At 62.6% G+C, this 19624-nt stretch carries 16 protein-coding genes; 6 read left to right on the top strand and 10 right to left on the bottom strand.

The features are described 5' to 3' along the window. Positions 1-6: 6 nt before the first annotated feature. Entirely contained in the window at positions 7-1470 is a 1464-nt protein-coding gene (gene cls, locus HMPREF2698_RS09950) for a cardiolipin synthase (protein ID WP_070564175.1), read from the top strand. A 101-nt stretch (positions 1471-1571) separates the two neighbouring features. Here the strand turns inward: cls and HMPREF2698_RS09955 are convergent, their stop codons facing one another. From HMPREF2698_RS09955 to HMPREF2698_RS09980, 6 genes are read right to left on the bottom strand one after another with little or no spacing between them, the layout of a single operon-like run. Then, positions 1572-2036 (bottom strand): hypothetical protein, encoded by a 465-nt coding sequence (locus HMPREF2698_RS09955; RefSeq protein WP_070564178.1) that lies wholly within the window; start codon positions 2034-2036, stop codon positions 1572-1574. Further along, on the bottom strand, positions 2036-3385 hold the full coding sequence (locus HMPREF2698_RS09960) for an AAA family ATPase (protein WP_070564233.1): 1350 nt from the start codon (positions 3383-3385) through the stop codon (positions 2036-2038). Before HMPREF2698_RS09960 ends, HMPREF2698_RS09955 begins: the two co-directional genes overlap by 1 nt. Before the next feature lie 52 nt (positions 3386-3437). Beyond that, a complete protein-coding gene (locus tag HMPREF2698_RS09965) occupies positions 3438-4613 on the bottom strand; it encodes a multidrug effflux MFS transporter (protein ID WP_070564181.1) in 1176 nt (391 codons plus the stop codon). Continuing rightward, the gene (locus tag HMPREF2698_RS09970) at positions 4610-5374 is read right to left on the bottom strand and encodes an ABC transporter permease (RefSeq protein ID WP_070564185.1); all 765 of its coding nucleotides are present in this window, start codon (positions 5372-5374) and stop codon (positions 4610-4612) included. Before HMPREF2698_RS09970 ends, HMPREF2698_RS09965 begins: the two co-directional genes overlap by 4 nt. Continuing rightward, positions 5374-6312, bottom strand: coding sequence for an ABC transporter ATP-binding protein (locus HMPREF2698_RS09975; RefSeq protein WP_070564186.1), 939 nt, complete (start codon positions 6310-6312; stop codon positions 5374-5376). Before HMPREF2698_RS09975 ends, HMPREF2698_RS09970 begins: the two co-directional genes overlap by 1 nt. A 39-nt stretch (positions 6313-6351) precedes the next feature. After that, positions 6352-6840, bottom strand: a complete 489-nt coding sequence (locus HMPREF2698_RS09980; RefSeq protein ID WP_070564189.1) for an NUDIX domain-containing protein — start codon at positions 6838-6840, stop codon at positions 6352-6354. A gap of 84 nt (positions 6841-6924) precedes the next feature. Between HMPREF2698_RS09980 and HMPREF2698_RS09985 the strand changes: the two genes are divergently transcribed. From HMPREF2698_RS09985 to HMPREF2698_RS09995, 3 genes are read left to right on the top strand one after another with little or no spacing between them, the layout of a single operon-like run. After that, on the top strand, positions 6925-8361 hold the full coding sequence (locus tag HMPREF2698_RS09985; RefSeq protein ID WP_070564192.1) for a hypothetical protein: 1437 nt from the start codon (positions 6925-6927) through the stop codon (positions 8359-8361). Next, on the top strand, positions 8361-9452 hold the full coding sequence (locus HMPREF2698_RS09990; protein WP_070564196.1) for a glutamate ABC transporter substrate-binding protein: 1092 nt from the start codon (positions 8361-8363) through the stop codon (positions 9450-9452). The genes HMPREF2698_RS09985 and HMPREF2698_RS09990 overlap by 1 nt, the downstream gene beginning before the upstream one ends. Further along, a complete protein-coding gene (locus tag HMPREF2698_RS09995; protein ID WP_070564199.1) occupies positions 9452-12070 on the top strand; it encodes a tetratricopeptide repeat protein in 2619 nt (872 codons plus the stop codon). Before HMPREF2698_RS09990 ends, HMPREF2698_RS09995 begins: the two co-directional genes overlap by 1 nt. A gap of 12 nt (positions 12071-12082) precedes the next feature. Here HMPREF2698_RS09995 and HMPREF2698_RS10000 read toward each other — a convergent pair whose 3' ends face one another. Together HMPREF2698_RS10000 and pta are read right to left on the bottom strand one after the other, a co-directional pair. Continuing rightward, positions 12083-13303: an acetate kinase gene (locus HMPREF2698_RS10000; protein WP_070564202.1), complete on the bottom strand. Its 1221-nt coding sequence runs from the start codon at positions 13301-13303 to the stop codon at positions 12083-12085. Further along, positions 13304-14668 carry a phosphate acetyltransferase gene (gene pta / locus HMPREF2698_RS10005; RefSeq protein WP_070564205.1) on the bottom strand — a complete coding sequence of 455 codons (1365 nt, stop codon included), beginning with the start codon at positions 14666-14668 and terminating at the stop codon, positions 13304-13306. A 348-nt stretch (positions 14669-15016) separates the two neighbouring features. Between pta and HMPREF2698_RS10010 the strand changes: the two genes are divergently transcribed. Both HMPREF2698_RS10010 and HMPREF2698_RS10015 read left to right on the top strand, forming a co-directional pair. After that, a complete protein-coding gene (locus HMPREF2698_RS10010) occupies positions 15017-17107 on the top strand; it encodes a glucose PTS transporter subunit IIA (RefSeq protein ID WP_070564208.1) in 2091 nt (696 codons plus the stop codon). Between the two features lie 115 nt (positions 17108-17222). Beyond that, positions 17223-18050: a PRD domain-containing protein gene (locus tag HMPREF2698_RS10015; RefSeq protein WP_070564211.1), complete on the top strand. Its 828-nt coding sequence runs from the start codon at positions 17223-17225 to the stop codon at positions 18048-18050. Between the two features lie 34 nt (positions 18051-18084). Here the strand turns inward: HMPREF2698_RS10015 and HMPREF2698_RS10020 are convergent, their stop codons facing one another. Further along, a complete protein-coding gene (locus HMPREF2698_RS10020; RefSeq protein WP_070564214.1) occupies positions 18085-18981 on the bottom strand; it encodes a class F sortase in 897 nt (298 codons plus the stop codon). Positions 18982-19185: 204 nt separating this feature from the next. Then, positions 19186-19624, bottom strand: a 439-nt coding sequence (locus HMPREF2698_RS13455) for a hypothetical protein (protein WP_371325937.1), incomplete at its 5' end; no start/stop codon positions are given.

Below are 19624 nucleotides of genomic sequence, written 5' to 3' on the forward strand. Positions count from 1 at the left end.
CCTGCCATGAACCTCAACATCGATCTCTCCGTCTGGCAGCTTGTGCTGCTGATCATTGACTACGGCATCAAAATCATCGCCATCGGCGTGGTCCCCGAAGGCCGCCGCCCGTCTAGCTCCACCGCTTGGCTGCTGGCCATTCTGGTGCTGCCTATCGTAGGCCTGCCCCTGTTCTTGCTCATGGGCTCGCCCTATATCAACCGCCGGCGCCACCGCATCCAGCAAGAGGCCAACGCACTGCTTAACGACGTCACCGCCTCCACCCCCAACCACCCCTCCGGGCGCCTCTCCCCGGAGGTGGAATCCCTCATCCAGCTCAACCGCAACCTCACCGGGCACCCGGCTCTGATTGGGCATAACAAGGGCTTGCACGCTTCCTATGAGGAGGCCATCCTGGCCATGGCCCGTGCGGTGGACCGCGCTGAGAAATACGTGCTCATTGAAATCTACATCCAGTCCTGGGATGAGGTGACCGATGTCTTCTTCCAATCCCTCGCGCGCGCCCGCCAGCGCGGCGTGGAGGTCAAGCTGCTGCTGGATCAGATTGGCAGCCTGAAATACAAGGGTTACTTCACGCTGGGCAAGCGCCTTACCGAGATTGACGTCGATTGGCGGCTCATGCTTCCGCTGCAGCTGCACAAGGGCCGCTTCCGCCGCCCGGACCTGCGCAATCACCGCAAGATCGTGGTCATTGACGGCCACACGGGTTTCTTGGGCTCGATGAACATGATCAAGCGCGAATACAAGACGAAGGACCGCGCATGGATCGACTACATGGTCGAGATGACCGGCCCTGTGGTGACGTCCTTGGCCTCGGTGTTCGCGGTGGATTGGTACCTGGAATCGGAGGAACAGCTGTCCTTGGACATGCAGCCCTATGACGACGCTATGACGGCGGACTCCAACCACCTCCAGTTGGTCCCCTCTGGTCCCGGCTACACCACGGAACCTAACCTGCGCATGTTCAACTCGGTGGTGCACCACGCGAAGGAGAAGCTCATCCTTTGCTCGCCCTACTTCATTCCGGACGAGTCCCTCTTGGAAGCGGTCACCACCGCGTGCTACCGCGACGTCGAGGTGGAGCTCTTGGTTTCAGCGAAGGCGGACCAGTTCATGGTCAACCACGCGCAGTCCTCCTACTACCAAGCACTTTTGGAGGCTGGCGTGCGGATCTTCCAATTCCCCGAGCCCTTCGTGCTGCACTCCAAGTTCATCCTGGCGGACCCGAATCTTCCGGAGCGCGACCCACTGTGCATGTTTGGTTCCTCCAACATGGACATGCGTTCCTTCGGCCTCAACTATGAATCAACGATGCTGGTGGCCAAGGGAGACCTCATCGAGGATTTCACCCAGCTGGCCAGGAATTACAAGAAGGTCTGCCACGAGCTCACCCTCGAGGAGTGGAACGAGCGCGGCCTGCTGCGCCGCTACGTGGACAACGTCATGCGCCTGACCTCCGCCCTGCAGTAACAAGCACATGTGGGCCCGCACCTTGCTGCGGTAGGGCTGACTAGAACCATCTCTGATGGATGGCAAGAGCTCGCACTGCCTCACCAACGTTAGGACGTTTACTACCCAGAATATGCACTCAGAGCGGCATCGTACGTCCACACTTCTGCGGTAATTCCGGTAGCGCGCTTATACAACTCGCGCTCAGTCAGAATACAAAGATCGCCGCCACCAATCTGCTGAGTCATCATATCCACCATTGATAGACCCGCACGATGTCGTGAGACGAGCTCGGTGATGAACTCCTTGTTCCACTGAAAGTCATGCAGGATCCATGGGGATTGTTGATGGGCGGTCAACTCGAGCATCTGGGAAAATTTTTCCGCAATATTGCGTCTCACGTCGCCCTGCGGAAGCTGCGCAATGTGATTTCCGGTTTCAATTACCGCGGTAATCGGCAGGATGAACTTCGCGTTCTCGCTTTGGCGTTCCGCAAAATCGATCTTGGATTGCTCCTTAGCTTGGCATTTGTGAGGAATCGCAAGCAGGTTATCCAACACAGAGGTATCGATGAAGTAAACGCGCATCAGCTGATCCCAAAGAGTCGATTCATGTTCTCGAAACTAGTCTGCGTTTCGGTGTCATCGACTAATTCACCAGCGGTGACCGCAGCACCCAAGCTGTGCTTGGAAATGGATTCCACAAAATCCGGTAACTCCACCAAAGGCGAGAGCTCGCTTTGCCCGGTTCCGCTATCCCGGTAGCACACTGCTACCTGACTATTCTTCTCGCCAGAAATTTGGTCCAAGATGGCAGGACTGTGGGTCGTGACAAGAACCTGCGAGTCATGTTTGCGTGCGGATTCGCTAAGCATCTGCATAACTCTTTGTGCCTGCGAAGGGTGAAGCCCGTTTTCCATTTCTTCGACGACAATTTGAGCTACTGGGTTCTCTACGTCATCACCAAGTTCAAGAGGCTGCTCGATATCCAAGTCCTTGGGCGCTGTTTTGAGCGCCGTTGCAATTGCGAGGAACCGGAGGAGGCCATCACTCATTTCACGAGCAGGCGTTCTTTCCTGCTTTCCATCCTCGAAGTGTTCCACGAGGGTTAGCATGACTTCGTCCAACGGGGAGTCAATGAAGTCCAGTGTGGAATCCACTCCAGTCACATAAGCGGCCAGCTGTCCTAACTCTTGGAAAGTCTTGGGGGAATCCTTTTGCAGCTGCCACAGCACCGCCGAGAGGTTCTCACCGCTACGCTTCAGCTGCGTGCTCTTCCTTGGGACGTAATCCCGCATAAGGCTGGGGACTGGATCGAGGTGAAACACTGATCGAAGCGCCATGGACACAATCGACGCCCCTTTCAACACCGAATTCTCCGCACGGTTCTTTCCCGCTAGCACCGCCTTAATCTGTCCCAAAATAAGGCGAGAATCACGCAGAAGTGTGGTGGGGTTTGCCCCACGCTTTCCGCTAAAAATTAACGTGTAGATCCCAGCTCGGTTGTCTGCTGCCGGCTGGGTCTTAAACAACTCTGCATCGCTAGTGCGGGTGCCGCTCTTTACGGAATATCCGGTACCGATGAGGCTTTCTTTGACAACACGCAACTCCGGATACACCTGAACCTCGACGTCATAGCGGTACGTATCTCTCCCAGATTCAACGGTACAGCCCAGTTCAAAGCTCTCGGTACCATGCGGGGCGCAACCACGAGAGCCACCTCGGATTGGGCCGGTTTGGGTCATGCGCCCATCAAGTGCGTCTCCTAGTTCTGCCCCCGATGCCAAGCGGGACAAAACCTCCAGCCCATCCAAAGCATTCGACTTTCCGGAACTGTTTAAGCCAGTCAGAAAGGTGACTGGATGCAGAGTCAATACAGCATCATGGAAAGACTTGAACTTGCTCAGGCGAAGCTCGGCGAGACGTGGGGTAGCCATGCGGCCAATAATACGCATTAACGCTCTATGCGTTGTGCACATCTGTTGAACTTCACGCAGCGCCGCGGGCCAGCCGCGTGGACGCCACAAGGCCGCACAGCGAGATGAAGCTGCAGCACACCATGCCGATGGCCATCGTCAGCGCCGCATTTGAGCCCCATCCCATGAGCGGGCTGATGGCGCTGGCTAGCAAGGACTGGCCAAAGCCCATAATCGCGGAGACGCTGCCCGCGCGCGGGCGCATGAGGCCCGTCGCCAGCGCGGTGGCGTTGCCCATGATGAAGCCGGTCGGCGCCACACACGCAAAGAGCACGACGAGGCACACCCACACCGGGGCGCCGAACAGCACCGACAGCAGCAAGAGCACCCCACACGCAAGAACGCCGCAAACACCGATGCGCAGCATGACCGCCGGGGAGACCGAATCCATCGCCCGCGAATTCACCAGCGTGGCCATAAAGAGGCCCACGGAGTTGATGCCGAAAACCAGCGAATAGCCCAGCGGCGAAAAGCCCCACTGGTCTTGCACCACGAAGGCCGAGGCCGCGATGTAGCAGAACATCGAGCAGAAACCGAAGGCCATGGTCACCAGGTAGCCCCACACCCGGGCATTGGTCAGGACCGCCCAGTAGTTGCCCGCCACCGTGCGGAACAGCCCGGCGCGGGAGCGCCCACCCGCGGTTTCCGGAACGATGGCAATCGCCAGCACCAACTGCACCGCATGCAGCCCGGCGAGCACCCAAAAGATGCCGCGCCAGCCCAGCGGCTCCGCCAGAACACCGCCGAGCACTGGGGCCACCGCCGGCGCGATGCCCTGCAGCGCCATGAGCAGCGAATACGCCTTCGCGGCAGCCGCGCCGTGCACGAGGTCAGGTACCACCGCGCGGGCCAGTACCACGCACGCGCCGCCGCCGAGGCCCTGCAGCACGCGGGCGGCCACGAGCACGGTGGCGGTCGGAGCCAGCGCCGCCAACACGGAGGCCACTAGCGCGAGGCAGGCACCGGCGATGAGGAGGCGTTTGCGCCCGATGGCGTCGGAAAGCGGGCCCATCACCAGCTGTCCCACGCCCATGCCGATGAAGAAGCCTGAGATGGTCAGCTGGACCATCGCCCGGGTGGTGCCCAGATCGGCGAGGATCTCCGGCATCACCGGCAAGTACATATCAGTGGCAAAAGGCGCTGTTGCGGACAACAGCGCCAATGTAGCCAGGAGTGGAAAAGGAATCACGCGTCGCGCTGCTCCAGCACAATGACGCCGAAAATCCACAGCACCGCGGCCCAACCGAAGAAGACGAGGGCCTCAAATCCTACCGATGACCACGGCGCGTTCTCATCTACATAGTTCACCGCCCAGTTCTGGAAGGCAGTAAAGGGCATGAAGTGAATGGCCTTATCGCCCACCGTCGGCAGCACACGCACGATGTTTTCCAACCCCAAGTACAAGATGAGGGAAATCGCCACCGTGCCGGCGGTCTGCCGCAACAGCATGCCCAGGCCCTGCACGAAGGCAACCACGCCGAAGGCCGCGAGCGGGAAGGACCACAGCATGTATTTGCCGTCCTCGCTGGCAAAGGGCTGGAAAGCCTCCGCCGCCGATTCATTCGTCGTCATATCCGCCAACGCGAAGATGTACACCAGGCTCAAGAAAGCAATAATGGCCGCGATGACGCCGTAGAGCAGCAGCTTGGCGCAGGCCACTGTCCAGCGCTTCGGGTTGGTCATGAAGGTCAAGGATTGCGTCTTATAGCGGTATTCCGTGGTCACCACCATCGCGCCCTGGATCATTATGATCGGCATGCCCATGAGCAAGAGGATGGAGGCCAAGGCCCGCTCCTGCAGCGGGCTAATGCCCAGCACCGCCTCGCCCGCGTTCAGCGAGTTCAGCAGTGTCCAGCCCGTCACGATGAGAATGATGAGGGCCGTGGTCCACCAAAAGGACTTCGTCGTGCGCAGCTTCGTCCACTCCGCATGCACAGTGTTGAAAAACATTAGCGCTGTACCCCTTCCTTCGGTGCCGCCGCCTGGTACTGCACCGCGCGTTCCGTCATAGTCACGTAGGCCTCTTCCAGCGAGGCGCGGTGGAGCGTCAATTCCGTCAGCGGCACACCCGTGGAATAAGCCAGCTGACCCACGTAATCCGTGGTTTGGTTCGGAATAACCAAGGTGCGGCGCTGCTCCTCATCGACCGACTCGCTATACGGGATGCCGGCCTCCTTCAGTGCCGAGCCGAACTCGCGCAGGTGCTCCGAGCGCACGATAACCGAGGCACTGGAGTTTTCCTTGACAAAATCATAGGTGCGCTGATTAGCCAAGAGCCTGCCGCGGCCAATCACCACGAGGTGGTCCGCGGTTTGCGCCATCTCCGCCAGCAGGTGCGAGGAGATGAGCACCGTGCGGCCCTCCGCCGCCAGCGCCCGCACGAGCGAGCGCACCCAGCGAATACCTTCTGGGTCTAGGCCGTTGACCGGCTCATCCAGGATCAGCACGCCCGGATCCCCCAACAGGGCGGCCGCCAGGCCGAGGCGCTGGCCCATACCGAGGGAGAAGCCACCGGCCTTCTTGCCCGCAACATCGGCCAAGCCCACAAGACCCAGCACCTCGTCGACGCGGGAAGTAGGAATGCCATTAGCCTGCGCCATCCACGTCAGGTGGTTGGCGGCGGTGCGGTTGGCGTGGACGGCTTTGGCGTCGAGAAGCGCGCCCACCTCGCGCAGCGGGTTCTTCAGCTCGCGGTAGGGCTTGCCGTGCACCAGAGCAGTGCCAGCGGTGGGCTTGTCCAAACCCAGAATCATGCGCATCGTCGTTGATTTTCCAGCGCCGTTTGGTCCCAGAAAGCCGGTCACTTGTCCCGGCTTCACCTGGAAGGTGAGGTCATCGACGGCGCGGACAGACTTGTACTGTTTGGTCAGTCCGGCTACTTCAATCATGTCCTACAGCGTGCCACAGGTTCCCGCCGCGCGCCTGTATCAGCTGCTGATTTCCTCCCAGCGCTCCAGCAAACGCGGCAGCGCTTCCCGGAAGGGAGCCAAGAGCTCTAGCTCTTCTACCTGGTTAAACGGCACCCAGCGCAGCTCGGCGGACTCCGCATTGGCGGTTGTCTCCAGCCGCTGGCCCGAGACAGTCCGCGCCAACACCGTGGTATAGGTCCAGCCTTCCTCGAAAGGCCCGGAGGTGGCCAGCGCATCCAGCACCTCGACGTCCGAGGCCGAGATTCCGGTTTCCTCCGCCGTCTCCCTCAGCGCTGCCTGCTCCGGGGACTCCGGCTTATCCCGCGCCCCGCCCGGGATTCCCCAGGTCCCGCCATTATTCGTCCACGTGGCGCGGTGCTGGAGCAACACCTCATCCCCCGCCACCAAGAAAAGGCCAGCAGCTCCAAACTTGCCCCATACCGGCACCCCGCCCGGCCCCTTAGACCAGCCATCACCGGAGAGTTCTGGGTTTACGCGTGTACACATGCCTTCCACGATACGTCAGAAGCAGCCCGCGCCACCCTGCCCCAAATCATCGCGCGACGCGGTCGAGGGCGCTATCCTTAGGGAATGACCGGCCCGGCCACCGAACTGCGCGAGCACTCCCCCGAATCATGGGGCGATCACTGGCTCGATGAAGTCACCGAGCCCGCCAGCCCGGCATTTGGCCGCCCGACGCAGCTGGCCATGAGCTCCTTCGCCGGCCCCGCGCGCGTCATCCGGCGCCTCTATGGCTTCGCGGCCACCACGCCCGGCAAGCTTTTTACGGTCACCGTCATCCTCACCGTCGCGCTCGCGGCAGCCGGCTTTTCTATGTCCTCTTCCTCAGCCGCCCGGCACGATGACCTGGATACCTTGCTGACCTCCACCGAGCCGATGTCGAATGCGGCGCACCACCTCTACACCAACCTATCCCTGGCGGATACCGTGGCCACCACCGGCTTCGTGCAGGCGGGTGTGGAGCCGGAGGTGAACCGCAACCGCTATAACGAGGCCATCGATGCCGCCTCCGTCGCCGCCACGGAGGCCATCGTGGGCACCTCCGCGGAGGATGAGCGCGTGCGCGAGCTCGTCACGTTTATCCAACGCAAGCTGCCGGTGTATACCGCGCTCGTGGAAAAGGCCCGCGTCAATCACCGCGCGGGCCACGCCGTGGCGAATTCCTATATGTCGAACGCCTCGGCGCTCATGCGGACCCAGATCCTCCCCGCCGCCGCGGAGCTGTTCACCTTGACGTCGGAAAAGGTGAGCCAACAGCAGCAGCGCCTGACCCGCCCGCAGTGGGTGCCACTATCTGGTCTGGTCGCCGCGCTCATCTTCCTCGGCCTGGCGCAGTGGTGGCTATGGCGGCTGACCCGCCGCCGCTTCAACCGCGGTTTCGTGGTGGCCACGGGGCTGTTGTTCCTGGCGCTGGTGTGGGCCTCCGCCTCCAACTTCGCCACGTGGGCCTCGGGCCACCAGGGTTTCGAGACGGTATCGCGCCCCTGGGACTCGCTGACCGCCTCCCGCATCGAGGCCCAGCAGATGCGCACCTCGGAGACTCTCGCCTTGGTTCTGCGCTCCTCCCAGCAGGACATGTCCGTGCACTTTAATTCCACGGTGTACTCCGTCAACCAGGCTCTGCGGGACTATGAGCAGGCGCTTGTCGACGACGACTTCCCCTCCTCCGATCCCACCCTGATTCCCCGCGCGAAGCAGGCAGTGGAAGATTGGACGACTACGCACGAGAACTTCATGGAGGATCTCTCCATGGGTGACTACGATGCCGCGCTGTACCAGGCCACCGCCATCGATCCGGACGGTGACCCCACCGCCGCCAGTGCTTTCAACGCCGTGGATAATTCCTTGGCCGCGCTCATTGACCAGGCCCGCGACGCCATGCGCACCTACCTGGTCCAGGGGCTCAACGCCATGACAATGGTGTCCACTGGCGTGCTCCTGGCTACCTTCGGCGCGATTATCGCCGTGTGGTTGGGAATCCGTCCCCGTCTGCAGGAGTACCTGTGATGCGCCGCCCTACCACGAAACGCCCAGCCTGGACCGCGGCCCTGCTCGTGCTCAGCAGCGCCGTGGCACTCAGCGCTTGCGAGCCGGAGCCGCCCAGCGCGCCGGATCCCATCCTGCCGTCTACCGCGAACCTCGATTCCACGCCGGGCCCGCCGCTACCGGAGGATGCCATCATCGAGCCCGCCGGCAGCGGTGAGGTGTCCAAGCAAAGCGATGCCGAAGCCTACGGCTCCTACCGCCCGGACGATAAGACGCCGAAGGAGCGCGTGCCCGAGATCCTGGAGCGCGGCCGGCTCATCGTGGGCGTGGACCGCTCCAATAACCTGCTCAGCTACCGCGATACCGCCACCGGCGAGGTCCGCGGCTTCGAGGTCGACATCGCCCGCGAAATTGCACGCGATATCTTTGGGGATCCCAACAAGGTGGACTTCCGCTTCGTGGAAGCTTCCGAGCGCGCGCGTGCCCTCAACGACCGCACGGTGGACATCGTCATCCGCACCATGACGATCAGCCCCACACGCCAGCGCGAAGTCGCCTTCTCCATTCCCTATATGCAAACGGATGCCCGCTTGCTGGTGCTGAAGAACTCCGGCATTCACTCCATCGCGGATACCGCCGGGTTGACCTTGTGCGCGACGAAGGGTTCCACCATGGTGGACGCGATACGCAAGCACGCGGCCACCTCCGACATCTTGGAGACCCGCGCCTGGGGCGATTGCCTCATGGCGCTGCAGCTGGGGCAAACGGACGGCATCGTGGTGGATGATGCCCTGCTCTCCGGGATGCTGGCCCAGGATCGCTACACGGAGATCGTCGGCGATCCCCTCGAAAGCCAAAGCTACGGCGTGGCCGTGCGCAAGCCCGATGGCTCTTATGACTCGCGCCCGCTCATCCGCCAGGTCAACTCCACGCTGGAGCGCATCCGCAAAGACGGAACCTGGCAGCAGCTCTTTAACGAGTGGCTCGGGGATTACATGGATCAGCCCGTACTCCCGGCGCCGAAGTACCTCGACGAGTCCCCGCCTGCGACCGAATCGCAATCGAGTTCCCCAACCAGCAATCAGCCCGGTGAGAAGAAGGAGGGGCACTAATGTCGCACCGCTTCAGCGAGGATGAGCTCGACCACCTCACGCCCGAAGAGCACGAGACTGCGCAGCCCGAAGCCACAGATCCCGGAGCCGTGGAGCCCGAAGCTGCTGCTGACGCCACCCAGGCCGTGCGCTTCGATCCCTTCGCCGATGAGGAGGACGATTTTTCGGAGGACCACCACCTCACCACCTCGCCTGCGGAACCAGGTGATCCGGGAACAACGGCTTCCGGCGCCGACAACACGGATGCCTCCGACCGCACCGCGGCCGTACCTTTCGATCCTTTCGCCGATGACTACGAGGAAGATGACCCCACTGCCACCGGCGCCGTCCTATCCCCTTCCGGTCAGCCCGGCACGCACGGCACCGCGACGGGCAAACCCGACGACGGCGAATACGTCGATTCGGATAACATCGCGGCACTCATCGAGGAGCTGGGGCAGCTGCGTGATCGTCGCAAAGCAGAGGACCCCTCGCGGGCCTCGCGACGCCGCGCGCTCGATACCTTCCGCCAGCGCCGCGCCACCAAGCGCACCGACCGTGAGGTGGCCGATGGCATGGCCACCTTGCCCTTCGTGGTCCCGGTAGATCCCAGCGAGGCGCTCATCGATCCGAAGGATGCGCCCCGCGCCGCACCGCCGCAGCTCAAGCCGGGCGACATGGTAGCCGGCCAATATGAGATCCTCGGCGTGCTCGCGCATGGCGGGTTGGGGTGGATCTACCTGGCCAATGACCACTTCGTCTCCGGGCGCATCGTGGTGCTCAAGGGCATGCAATCCACCAATTCCGCGGAGGAGACCGCCACAGCGGAGGCGGAGCGCGAGTTCCTCGCGGACATCACGCACCCGAATATCGTGAAGATTTTCAACTTCATCGATGACCCCCGCGTGCCCGGCGGCTTCATCGTCATGGAATACGTGGGCGGCCCCTCGCTCAAGCAGCGCCGCAACGACCAGGTCAATGACCGCTTCCCGGTCGACACCGCGATTGCTTACATCCTGGAAATCCTCCCCGCCTTGGACTACCTGCACGCCCGCGGCGTGGTCTACAACGACTTGAAGCCCTCCAACATCATCGTCACCGAAGACCAGGTCAAGCTCATCGATCTGGGCGCGGTCTCTGGCATCGGCGCCTTCGGCCACATCTATGGCACGCAGGGTTTCCAGGCCCCGGAGATCGCCACCCAGGGCCCCTCGGTGGCCAGCGATATTTACTCCATCGGCCGCACACTGGCCTGCTTGACGTTGAAGCTGCCGGTGGAGGATGGCGTCTACAAGCCCGGCCTGCCCTCCCCCACCGAGGAACCGCTGCTGCGCCGCTACCTCTCCTTCTACCGCCTGTTGTTGCGCGCTACCGATCCGGACCCGGAGCAGCGTTTCGCGTCCGTGTCCGAGCTGCGCAACCAGCTCTTCGGAGTGCTGCGTGAGGTCATCGCGCTGCGCGACGGCATCCAGCACCCAGCCCAGCACTCTGTCTTCTCCCCGCAGCGTACGACCTTCGGCACGAAGCACCTGGTCTTCCGCACCGACCAGCTCATCGACGGCATCGACCGCACCGTGCGCATCACCGCCCCCGAGGTGGTCTCCGCGCTGCCCATCCCGCTCATCGTCCGCTCCGATATCGGCGCCCCGCTGCTGCAGGGTTCCTCCTACACCGAGCCGCAGGAAGCGCTGGAGACCCTGCGCCAGGCCATGCAGACTCCGGAGTACGAGGAGTCCGCGGAGATTCCCCTCGGCGTAGTGCGCGCCATGATTGATCTGGGATACATCGGCCAGGCACGCGAGTGGCTGACCTCCATCGAGGAGCGCTTGGGCAAGGACTGGCGCTTCCACTGGTACTCGGGCGTGACCGAGCTGCTGCTGGATAAGTACCGCGAGGCCCAGGCCCATTTCGCCCACGTCCTCGACGTGCTGCCCGGTGAGGCCGCCCCGAAGCTGGCCATCGGCGCGGTCAACGAGCTCATCCTGCAGCAGCTGGGTTTTTCAGAAGCCGCGCTTATCGACGCCTCCGTCGCCCGCGCCTGCGCCAACCTCACTACGTCGCTGGCGGATCTGCCCAACGATGCTTTCGAGGATCAGCCCGGCATCTGGGATCACGTCACCGATGATCCGGCCCACCTGCGCTTCAACTCTCTGCGCCTCTACGGCATCGTGTGGGCCACGAACCCGACGACGGTCTCCTCCGCCTTCGGCCTGGCCCGCCAGCTGCGCGCCGAGCACCAGGTTGAGCTCGCCGTGGCCACCTTGGATAAGGTGCCCAATGCGTCGCGCCATCACCGCATGGCCCGCTTGACCACGGTCCTGCAGCTCATCGTGCACGATCTCTCCGAGTCCCGCATCCGCCGTGCCGCCCGCCGCTTGGAGGAGATTCCGCAGAACGAGCCGCGCTTCTTGCAGATCAAGATTGCGGTCATCTCCGCCGGGCTGACCTTCCTACGCGAGGCAGACCTCGACGCCGCGGCCTCCCCCAACGATCTCTTCGAGTTCCCTTTTACCCAGCGCGGCCTGCGCTATGGCCTGGCGGATACCCTGCGGGCATTAGCCCGCCAGGCACCGTTCGCCCGCCACCGCTACGCGCTGGTGGACTTGGCCAACAAGGTCCGCCCGGTCACGATGTTCTAGCCGCCGCTCGACTTAGTACAGGCCCGCTTCCCGGGCCATGGCCGCAATGCCCGCGGACTTCTGCGCGATGGCCAGCTCCTCGTTGGTCGGCACCACGAAGACCTTGACCTGGGATTCCGCGGTCGAAATCATGCGCGGCTCCTTCGAGCGCACGAGGTTGGCTTCCTTATCGAAGTCAATGCCGTACATGTCCAGGTTGTACAGCGAATCCTGGCGGACCTCGGTATCGTTCTCCCCCACGCCGGCGGTAAACGTAATCGCGTCCACGCGGCCCAACGCAATCATGTACGCACCGATGAAGCGGCGCAGCTGGTGGATGTAGATGTTGTAAGCCAGCCAGGCGTCCTGGTCCTCGTTGTTGATGCGCTCGCGCAGCACGCGGAAATCGTTGACACCCGCAATACCCTTCACACCGGAGCGCTTATTCAGAAGGTTATCGATCTCATCGATCGACATCCCTGCCTCACGCGAGAGGTGGAAGATGATACCCGGGTCAATATCGCCCGAGCGCGTGCCCATGGCCAGACCCGCCAGCGGGGTCAGGCCCATCGAGGTATCGATCGGGCGGCCGTTGCGAATCGCCGCCGCCGAGGCACCGTTGCCCAGGTGCAGCGTGATCTGGTGGACGTGCCCCGGGTCGCGGTCCAAGAGCTTCGGCACCTGCTGCGAGACAAACTCGTGGGAGGTTCCGTGGAAGCCGTAACGGCGGATATCGTACTGCGAGGCCACATCGTTATTGATGGCATAGAGCGCGGCCGCCGGCGGCATGTGGTTGAAGAAGGCCGTATCGAAGACCGCCACGTGCGGGATGTCCGGCAGCAGCTTGCGCGCCACGCGGATGCCGTCCAGGTTGGCCGGGTTGTGCAGCGGCGCGAGCGGGATGAGGTCCTCAATCATGGACTCGATCTGATCCACGATGAGCTGCGGCTCGCTGAACAATCGCCCGCCGTGCACAACGCGGTGGCCCACGGCGATGACCTCGACATCCGTCGGGCCCACACCGTGCTCGTGCATGATGCTAAACGCGCGGTCCAAGCCGAAGGAGTGGGTGGGAATCTCCAGCTCTTCCTTGTATTCCTCACCGCCCGTCTTGACGGTCACCGCACCCTGTGGCTCACCGACCTGCTCCACCAAGCCGGAGACCAGCGGGGTATCCGTGGCCGAGCTTTCCGGGTCCACCAGCTGGAATTTAACCGAGGAGGAACCCGAGTTGAGAACGAGTACGTACGCCATCTACTTCACTCCTGCCTGGATAGCGGTAATAGCCACCGTGTTGATGATGTCCGGAACCGTCGCGCCGCGCGAGAGGTCATTGACCGGCTTGTTCAGGCCCTGCAGAATCGGGCCCACCGCCAGCGCGCCACCGGTGCGCTGCGCCGTCTTATAACCAATGTTGCCGGCCTCCAGGTCCGGGAAGACGAAGACCGTGGCCTTACCCGCAACGTCAGATTCCGGCGCCTTCTTGGCGGCCACGCCAGGGTCACAGGCAGCGTCGAACTGCAGCGGACCATCCACCGCCACGGAGGAATCGATGCCGCGAGCCACCTCGACGGCCTGCGTCACCTTCTCCACGTCCGGGCCAGCACCCGAGGTACCCGTGGAGTAGGACAGCAGCGCCACGCGCGGGTCTAGGCCAAACTGCGCGGCGGTCTGGGCAGACACGATGGCGATCTCGCCGAGCTGCTCCGGGGTCGGGTTCGGGTTCACCGCGCAATCACCGAACGCCCACAGGCGGCCCGGCATCACCATGAGGAAGATGGAGGAGACCACGGAGGCCTCCGGCTTGGTCTTAATGATCTGGAAGGAAGGCTTAATGGTGTGCGCCGTGGTGTGCGCCGCGCCGGAGACCATGCCATCGGCCAAGCCCTTGTGCACCATCATCGTGGCGAAGTAGGACACGTCCTTCATGGTCTCGCGCGCCTGCTCCAGCGTCACGCCCTTCTTCTTACGCAGCTCCGCAAAGTCCGCAGCGAATTCCTCCGCCAACGGGGATTCGAGGTGGTTGATGATCTCCACACCGCTCAGGTCGATCCCGAGTTCCTGGGCGCGCTTTTCGACGCCCCCGTCACCCAGAATCGTCAGCTTCGCCACCTTGCCCTTGATGAGCTCCCCCGCGGCCTGAAGGATGCGGTCATCCTCGCCCTCCGGCAGCACGATGTGCGCCCCGTTTTCGCGGGCCTGATCCAGAAGCTGCTTCTGGAAGAGCTCGGCGCACATATAGGGCTCGATGTCCTCCAGGGAGGAAATCGCACTGGGAACGGAGGAGACGTCGCCCACCGCGCCCACCACGGTGGCGCCTACCGAGCGCGCGTGCTCCAGCGCCAGCTCCGCGGCGCGGTCAGGCGCATCGGAAACCAGCACGAAGGGCAGGCCCAGAGCGGCCGCGGCCTTGGCGTCAAAGTCCATAACACCTGTGCCCTGAAGGACCAGGTTGCCCGCGGGGGCGTTGTCCAAAACCTCGCTGAGCGTGGTTCCCAAGTCATCGACCTGGGCGAAGGTGGCTCCTAGTTCCTGAGCCACAGCAGCAACGTCCAAGCCGTCGAAGCCGCGCCCGATGACGCTGATAAAGGCAGAATTGCGTGAGGACTTGGCGGTCATGACCAACCTTTCTCTGCATAGAAGGCGTGTACCCGGGATCACAATTTGGGGCACACAGTGACACTACGACACTTTCACAGTACGGGAACACAACCCTGCTCGCCGCCTGCTTAACGCTTTTCCTCATTAACTCCCCAGGCCACTGGCACCTCGTCCTAAAGCAAAGTGTGCTATCCCACAGTAACTTGTCTCCCGTGAGCACCCCGGAGTAGGCTCCTAACCAGGATTGTTACTTCGGGCAAGACCTAGGCTCCCCACTCTTAGCCGCGTGGGGATGGTTCGCTATGAACCATTGTGGCCTAGGTCTTTTGTGGTTTTCACAGGCCCTTAACTCGCGAAAGGATTCTCATGTCGACTGATATTCGCTCGGCAGCCGAGGCCATCCTGGATGGCATCGGCGGGGCGGAGAACATCACCTCTCTCACGCACTGCGCCACCCGCCTGCGCTTTGAGCTGGCTGATGCCTCCAAGGCAGACAAGGAAACACTCGAGGCCATCCCCAAGGTCATGGGTGCCGTGCCCCAGGGCGGCCGCAACTACCAGGTTGTCATCGGCGGTGACGTGGCCACGGTCTATGACGAGATCAAGGCCCTCCCGCAGATGAAGAACCGCAACCAGTCCGGCGGCCAATCTAATGACGATGTCAAGGCCGCCGCCCGTGCCAAGTCCAAGGGCAAGCTGCCGTGGATGGATGCCTTCTTCGAGTACCTCTCGGATTCCTTCCGCCCGATTCTGGGCGTGCTGCTGGGCGCTTCCCTCATCATCGCCTTCGCCTCCGTCCTGGATGCTTTCGGCGTCGTGGACTTCCGTTCCCCGGACAAGCCGGCCTCCTGGTTCTTCGTGGACGCCATGTGGCGCTCCGTGTTCTACTTCCTGCCGGTGATGGTGGCCTACAACGCTGGTAAGAAGCTGCGCATCGACCCGTGGGTCCCAGCCACCATCATGGCGGCGCTCTTCACCCCGGAGTTCCTGAATCTTTCGGAGAACCCCGCGGTCCAGTGCGTCACCAACGACACCCTCGGCGCTGAGCAGTGCTCCATCGAAATCTTCGGCATGACCATGCAGCTGCCGGAGTACGGCGGCAACGTCTTCGTCCCGCTCATCATGGCGGCCGTAGCGGCGCTCTTCTACAAGGGCTTCCAGAAGATCATCCCGTCTGCGGTGCACATGGTCTTCGTCCCCTTCCTCACCCTGCTCTTCGTCATCCCGCTGACGGCCTTCCTCATTGGTCCGTTCGGTGTGTGGGCCGGTAACGGCATTGGCGCTGGCCTGTCCTGGATGAATGACAACGTTCCGTTCGTCTTCGCCCTGGCTATCCCGATGCTCTACCCGTTCCTCGTCCCGCTGGGCCTGCACTGGCCGCTCAACGCCCTCATGCTGGTCAACATTCAAACCTTGGGCTATGACTTCATCCAGGGCCCGATGGGCGCATGGAACTTCGCCTGCTTCGGCGCTACCGCTGGCGTGCTGGCACTGTCCATCCGTGACCACGACACCGTGATGCGTCAGACCTCCGGCTCTGCACTCTTGGCTGGCCTGCTCGGCGGCGTGTCCGAGCCTTCCCTCTACGGTATCCACCTGCGCTACAAGAGGATTTACCCGCGCATGCTGGTGGGCTGCTTCGCTGGTGGCCTGACCGTGGCCCTGTTGACCCTGGGCACGAACGGCATTACTACCGACGCCTTCGTCTTCACCTCCCTGCTGACCATCCCGGTCTTCACCCCGATGGCCAAGTACGCCATCGCCATTGCAGTGGCCTTCTTCGTGGCCTTCTTCCTCATCCTGTTCACCGACTACCGCACCCCGGAGGAGCGCGCTGAGGCTAAGGCCGCCCGCGAGGCAGCCGAAAAGGCCGAGCTCGACAACGCCGCGCTTGCCGACGCCCCCGCAGCAACCGCCGCTGCCGGCGCTGGCGCCGGTGCCGCCACCGCAACCGCCACCAAGGCTGACGCCCCGGCCAAGGCCGCTGCGCCCGCCGCTGGCACCACCACCGACATTGCCTCCCCGGCTACCGGCAAGGTTGTCCCCATGGCTGAGATCGATGACCCGGTCTTCTCCGCCGGCACCCTGGGCGACGGCGTGGGCATCGTCCCCGAAAACAACGAGGTCTACGCCCCGGTCAGCGGCACCGTGATGAGTGCCATGAAGTCCGGCCACGCCTACGGCATCAAGACTGAGGACGGCGTGGAGGTCCTCGTCCACATCGGCATCAACACCGTGAAGATGAAGGGCGAAGGTTTTGCCCCGGCCGTCAAGAAGGGCGACACCGTCAAGCAGGGCGAGCTGCTTGCCACCGTTGACTTCGGCAAGGTCACCGAAGCCGGCTACGACACCACCATCGTCCTGGCCGTGACCAACACCAAGGCGCTGTCCGCCGTCACCCCGGCTGGTCTGAACCACGCCGCCGCTGGCGATACGGTCATCACCACGACCCGCTAAAGGACCCACTAGGGAACCTTTAGCACGCCTCTAACGAACCCTGACTAAGCTGGCTCGATGGAACCACCATCGTGGCCGGCTTTAGTCGTTTTAACCCCAACCAGAAAGGTGCCTTGTGCAACTGTTGCGAGTGTTCAATAACAACGTCGTGCTCGCACGCCGCGGCGCGGAGGACGTCATCGTCACCGGCCGCGGAATCGGCTTCCAGGCTCACCCCGGCACTGAGGTTGACCCGGCGAAGGTGGTCAAGGTCTTCGTCCCGGATTCTGGCCGCGACCCGGATCACCTGGCTGCCATGATCGCCGGCATTCCCGGCGAATACGTTCAGTTGGTCATCGACGCCATGCACTCCGTCGACATGTCTGAGGCGCTGCGCAGCAAGCTCACTTTGGTCGTCGCGATTGCGGACCACATCCACGGTGCCGTCAACCGCGGCAACGCCGTGTCTTATCCCCTCGAAGCCGAGGTGCGCCACCTCTACGCCGATGACTTTGCTCTCGCGCAGCAGCTACTCACGGCCATCAACGGCGGGCTCCATAAGCCACTGGCTCCCGACGAAGCCGTGGCCATCACACTGCACTTGGTCAACGCCGGCTTCGCAGTGGGGGATCTCTCCGGCACCTACCGCATGACGGGTCTGATCCAGCAGATCCTGGCCGTTATCGGCTCGCACATCGATACGGAGCTCATTAGCGAGGACATCTCCGTCGCCCGCTTCATCACGCACCTGCGCTACCTCTTCGTGCGCATGGCGGAGCACCAGCAGCTGGACTCGGACGACCGCCAAGTAGCCACCGCCATCTCCGCGCGCTACCCCGATGCCGTCGAGACCGCCCAAATGGTAGCTAACCTCATTGAGCTGCGCCTCGACAGCGCTCTAACCCCCGATGAGGTCTCCTACCTGACGCTGCACATCGCGCGCCTGGAGGAGGCCTCCGCCTAAGCCATCACCCCGCTTAGGCGATTCACCAACCAACCTAAGCCGCCGGCGCCTCAACAGCACCCTCAGCGGGCGCGTCAACAGCACCATCGACCGGCGCCTCAGCGCCGCCTTCCACGGGCGCCACCGGCTCTGCCACGGTGATGATGTTGTCCTCATAGCCCAACTCGCCGCCAACGAACTTGCCGCCGCAGGTGATGAGGACCAGGCGGTTATCTCCCTGAGCGTCGTTCACCACGTCCGGGAAGCCTGAGCCCTTCGGCAGACGGTACGGTGCCTCCGTCACGCGGAACTGGCGCTCCTCGCCGTCGATAAAGACGGTGAATTCCTGGCCCTGCTCCAGGGTGGTGAACTTCTCCGCAAAGCCCGTTCCCTGCCCCTGGTAGTTGATATGGCCGGTGATAACGCTGGAGCCAACCGGGCCAGCCTCGCCCGGTACTGCGGAGGCGGAATACCAACCCAAGCGCTGCACATCGCGCGGCGGGATCAGCATGCCGGTATCCGTAACCTGAATCGGGTCCACGGCGGCGAACTCATCGTTAATGCCCAGGGACATGGCACCAAAGCCACGGAACTCACCCGGTGCGGCATCAATCTCCTGATCCTGCTCACCGGAGTCATCCACGAAGGGATCATTGTTCGTCGTGGGTGCGGCAGACTCAGAGCTTTGCGACGTCTCCGCCGAATCCCCCGCATTGTCTTCCGCGGAATCATCGCCATTGCGGCCTGCATAGATCACCAGCTGCACGATGACCAAGATGATCGCAATGAGCGCCACCAGACCAATGAGGAGCTTCTTGTTGCCCTTCTTCGATTCGCCCGCTGCCTGCTCCTCACCGGCACGGTGCTTCCCCGCGGCTGTCTCCCCGGCAGCCTCGCCCGTGGAATCGGCGGGGTATTCCGGAATATCGTTCTGCTGGCTTTCGTCAGCCATAATCTCTGCTCCTTGTGACTGTCTTCTAGTTATGGGCGTCTAGCTTCTAAAAGTCTTCGCTATGGGGTTTCGATGTAAACAATAGTCTAAGGATCATATGACGAATCCCCTCCAGCGTTTTTCACCCTGGAGGGGATTGTCCTAATCATTTCCTGCCCCTACCATGCCCAGCCGGTGAGGGCCGGGATGGTGTTGCAGTGCGGACTACTTGATGAAGTCCTGCATGCCTGGGTCAAGCTGGGTTGCACCAGAAGGTACGTGCTTGATCTCCACGCGGTGCGTGTTGGACGGCACCGGCTGACCGAAGTCCTGCGGCTGGTTAGCAGCATCCTCCGGCGGGGTTGCGTCCAGGACGGTAACCTCGCGGTCATCGCGGCCGGTGTTGTCGTGGGACTCACCGTGGTTGTTGCCACCATCATGGCCACCATTGCCACCATCATGACCGCCGTTGCCACCGTTGTGGCCACCGTCGGCGATGATCTTGATCAGGCCCAGACCCGGGATGAGCAGCAGCCACCACGGCAGGTCCTTCTTCGAGCTGCCCTTGTCTCCATCATTGTCCTTGCCGTCGCCCTTATCCGGGGTATCGGAAGGCTTGTCGGAGTCAGAGGTAACCGTCTGGTTCTTGTCGTTGATGTCCTTG

It is taken from the genome of Corynebacterium sp. HMSC072A02 (assembly GCF_001810085.1).
GTDB lineage: Bacteria > Actinomycetota > Actinomycetes > Mycobacteriales > Mycobacteriaceae > Corynebacterium > Corynebacterium hesseae.

Coding starts and splice junctions, on each gene's coding strand:
- HMPREF2698_RS09990 (WP_070564196.1), top strand. CDS start 8,361: ATGCGCCGCCCTACCACGAAACGCCCAGCCTGGACCGCGGCCCTGCTC.
- HMPREF2698_RS09970 (WP_070564185.1), bottom strand. CDS start 5,374: ATGTTTTTCAACACTGTGCATGCGGAGTGGACGAAGCTGCGCACGACG.
- pta (WP_070564205.1), bottom strand. CDS start 14,668: ATGACCGCCAAGTCCTCACGCAATTCTGCCTTTATCAGCGTCATCGGG.
- HMPREF2698_RS09985 (WP_070564192.1), top strand. CDS start 6,925: ATGACCGGCCCGGCCACCGAACTGCGCGAGCACTCCCCCGAATCATGG.
- HMPREF2698_RS09995 (WP_070564199.1), top strand. CDS start 9,452: ATGTCGCACCGCTTCAGCGAGGATGAGCTCGACCACCTCACGCCCGAA.
- HMPREF2698_RS09960 (WP_070564233.1), bottom strand. CDS start 3,385: ATGGCTACCCCACGTCTCGCCGAGCTTCGCCTGAGCAAGTTCAAGTCT.
- HMPREF2698_RS09980 (WP_070564189.1), bottom strand. CDS start 6,840: ATGTGTACACGCGTAAACCCAGAACTCTCCGGTGATGGCTGGTCTAAG.
- cls (WP_070564175.1), top strand. CDS start 7: ATGAACCTCAACATCGATCTCTCCGTCTGGCAGCTTGTGCTGCTGATC.
- HMPREF2698_RS10010 (WP_070564208.1), top strand. CDS start 15,017: ATGTCGACTGATATTCGCTCGGCAGCCGAGGCCATCCTGGATGGCATC.
- HMPREF2698_RS09955 (WP_070564178.1), bottom strand. CDS start 2,036: ATGCGCGTTTACTTCATCGATACCTCTGTGTTGGATAACCTGCTTGCG.
- HMPREF2698_RS10020 (WP_070564214.1), bottom strand. CDS start 18,981: ATGGCTGACGAAAGCCAGCAGAACGATATTCCGGAATACCCCGCCGAT.
- HMPREF2698_RS09975 (WP_070564186.1), bottom strand. CDS start 6,312: ATGATTGAAGTAGCCGGACTGACCAAACAGTACAAGTCTGTCCGCGCC.
- HMPREF2698_RS10000 (WP_070564202.1), bottom strand. CDS start 13,303: ATGGCGTACGTACTCGTTCTCAACTCGGGTTCCTCCTCGGTTAAATTC.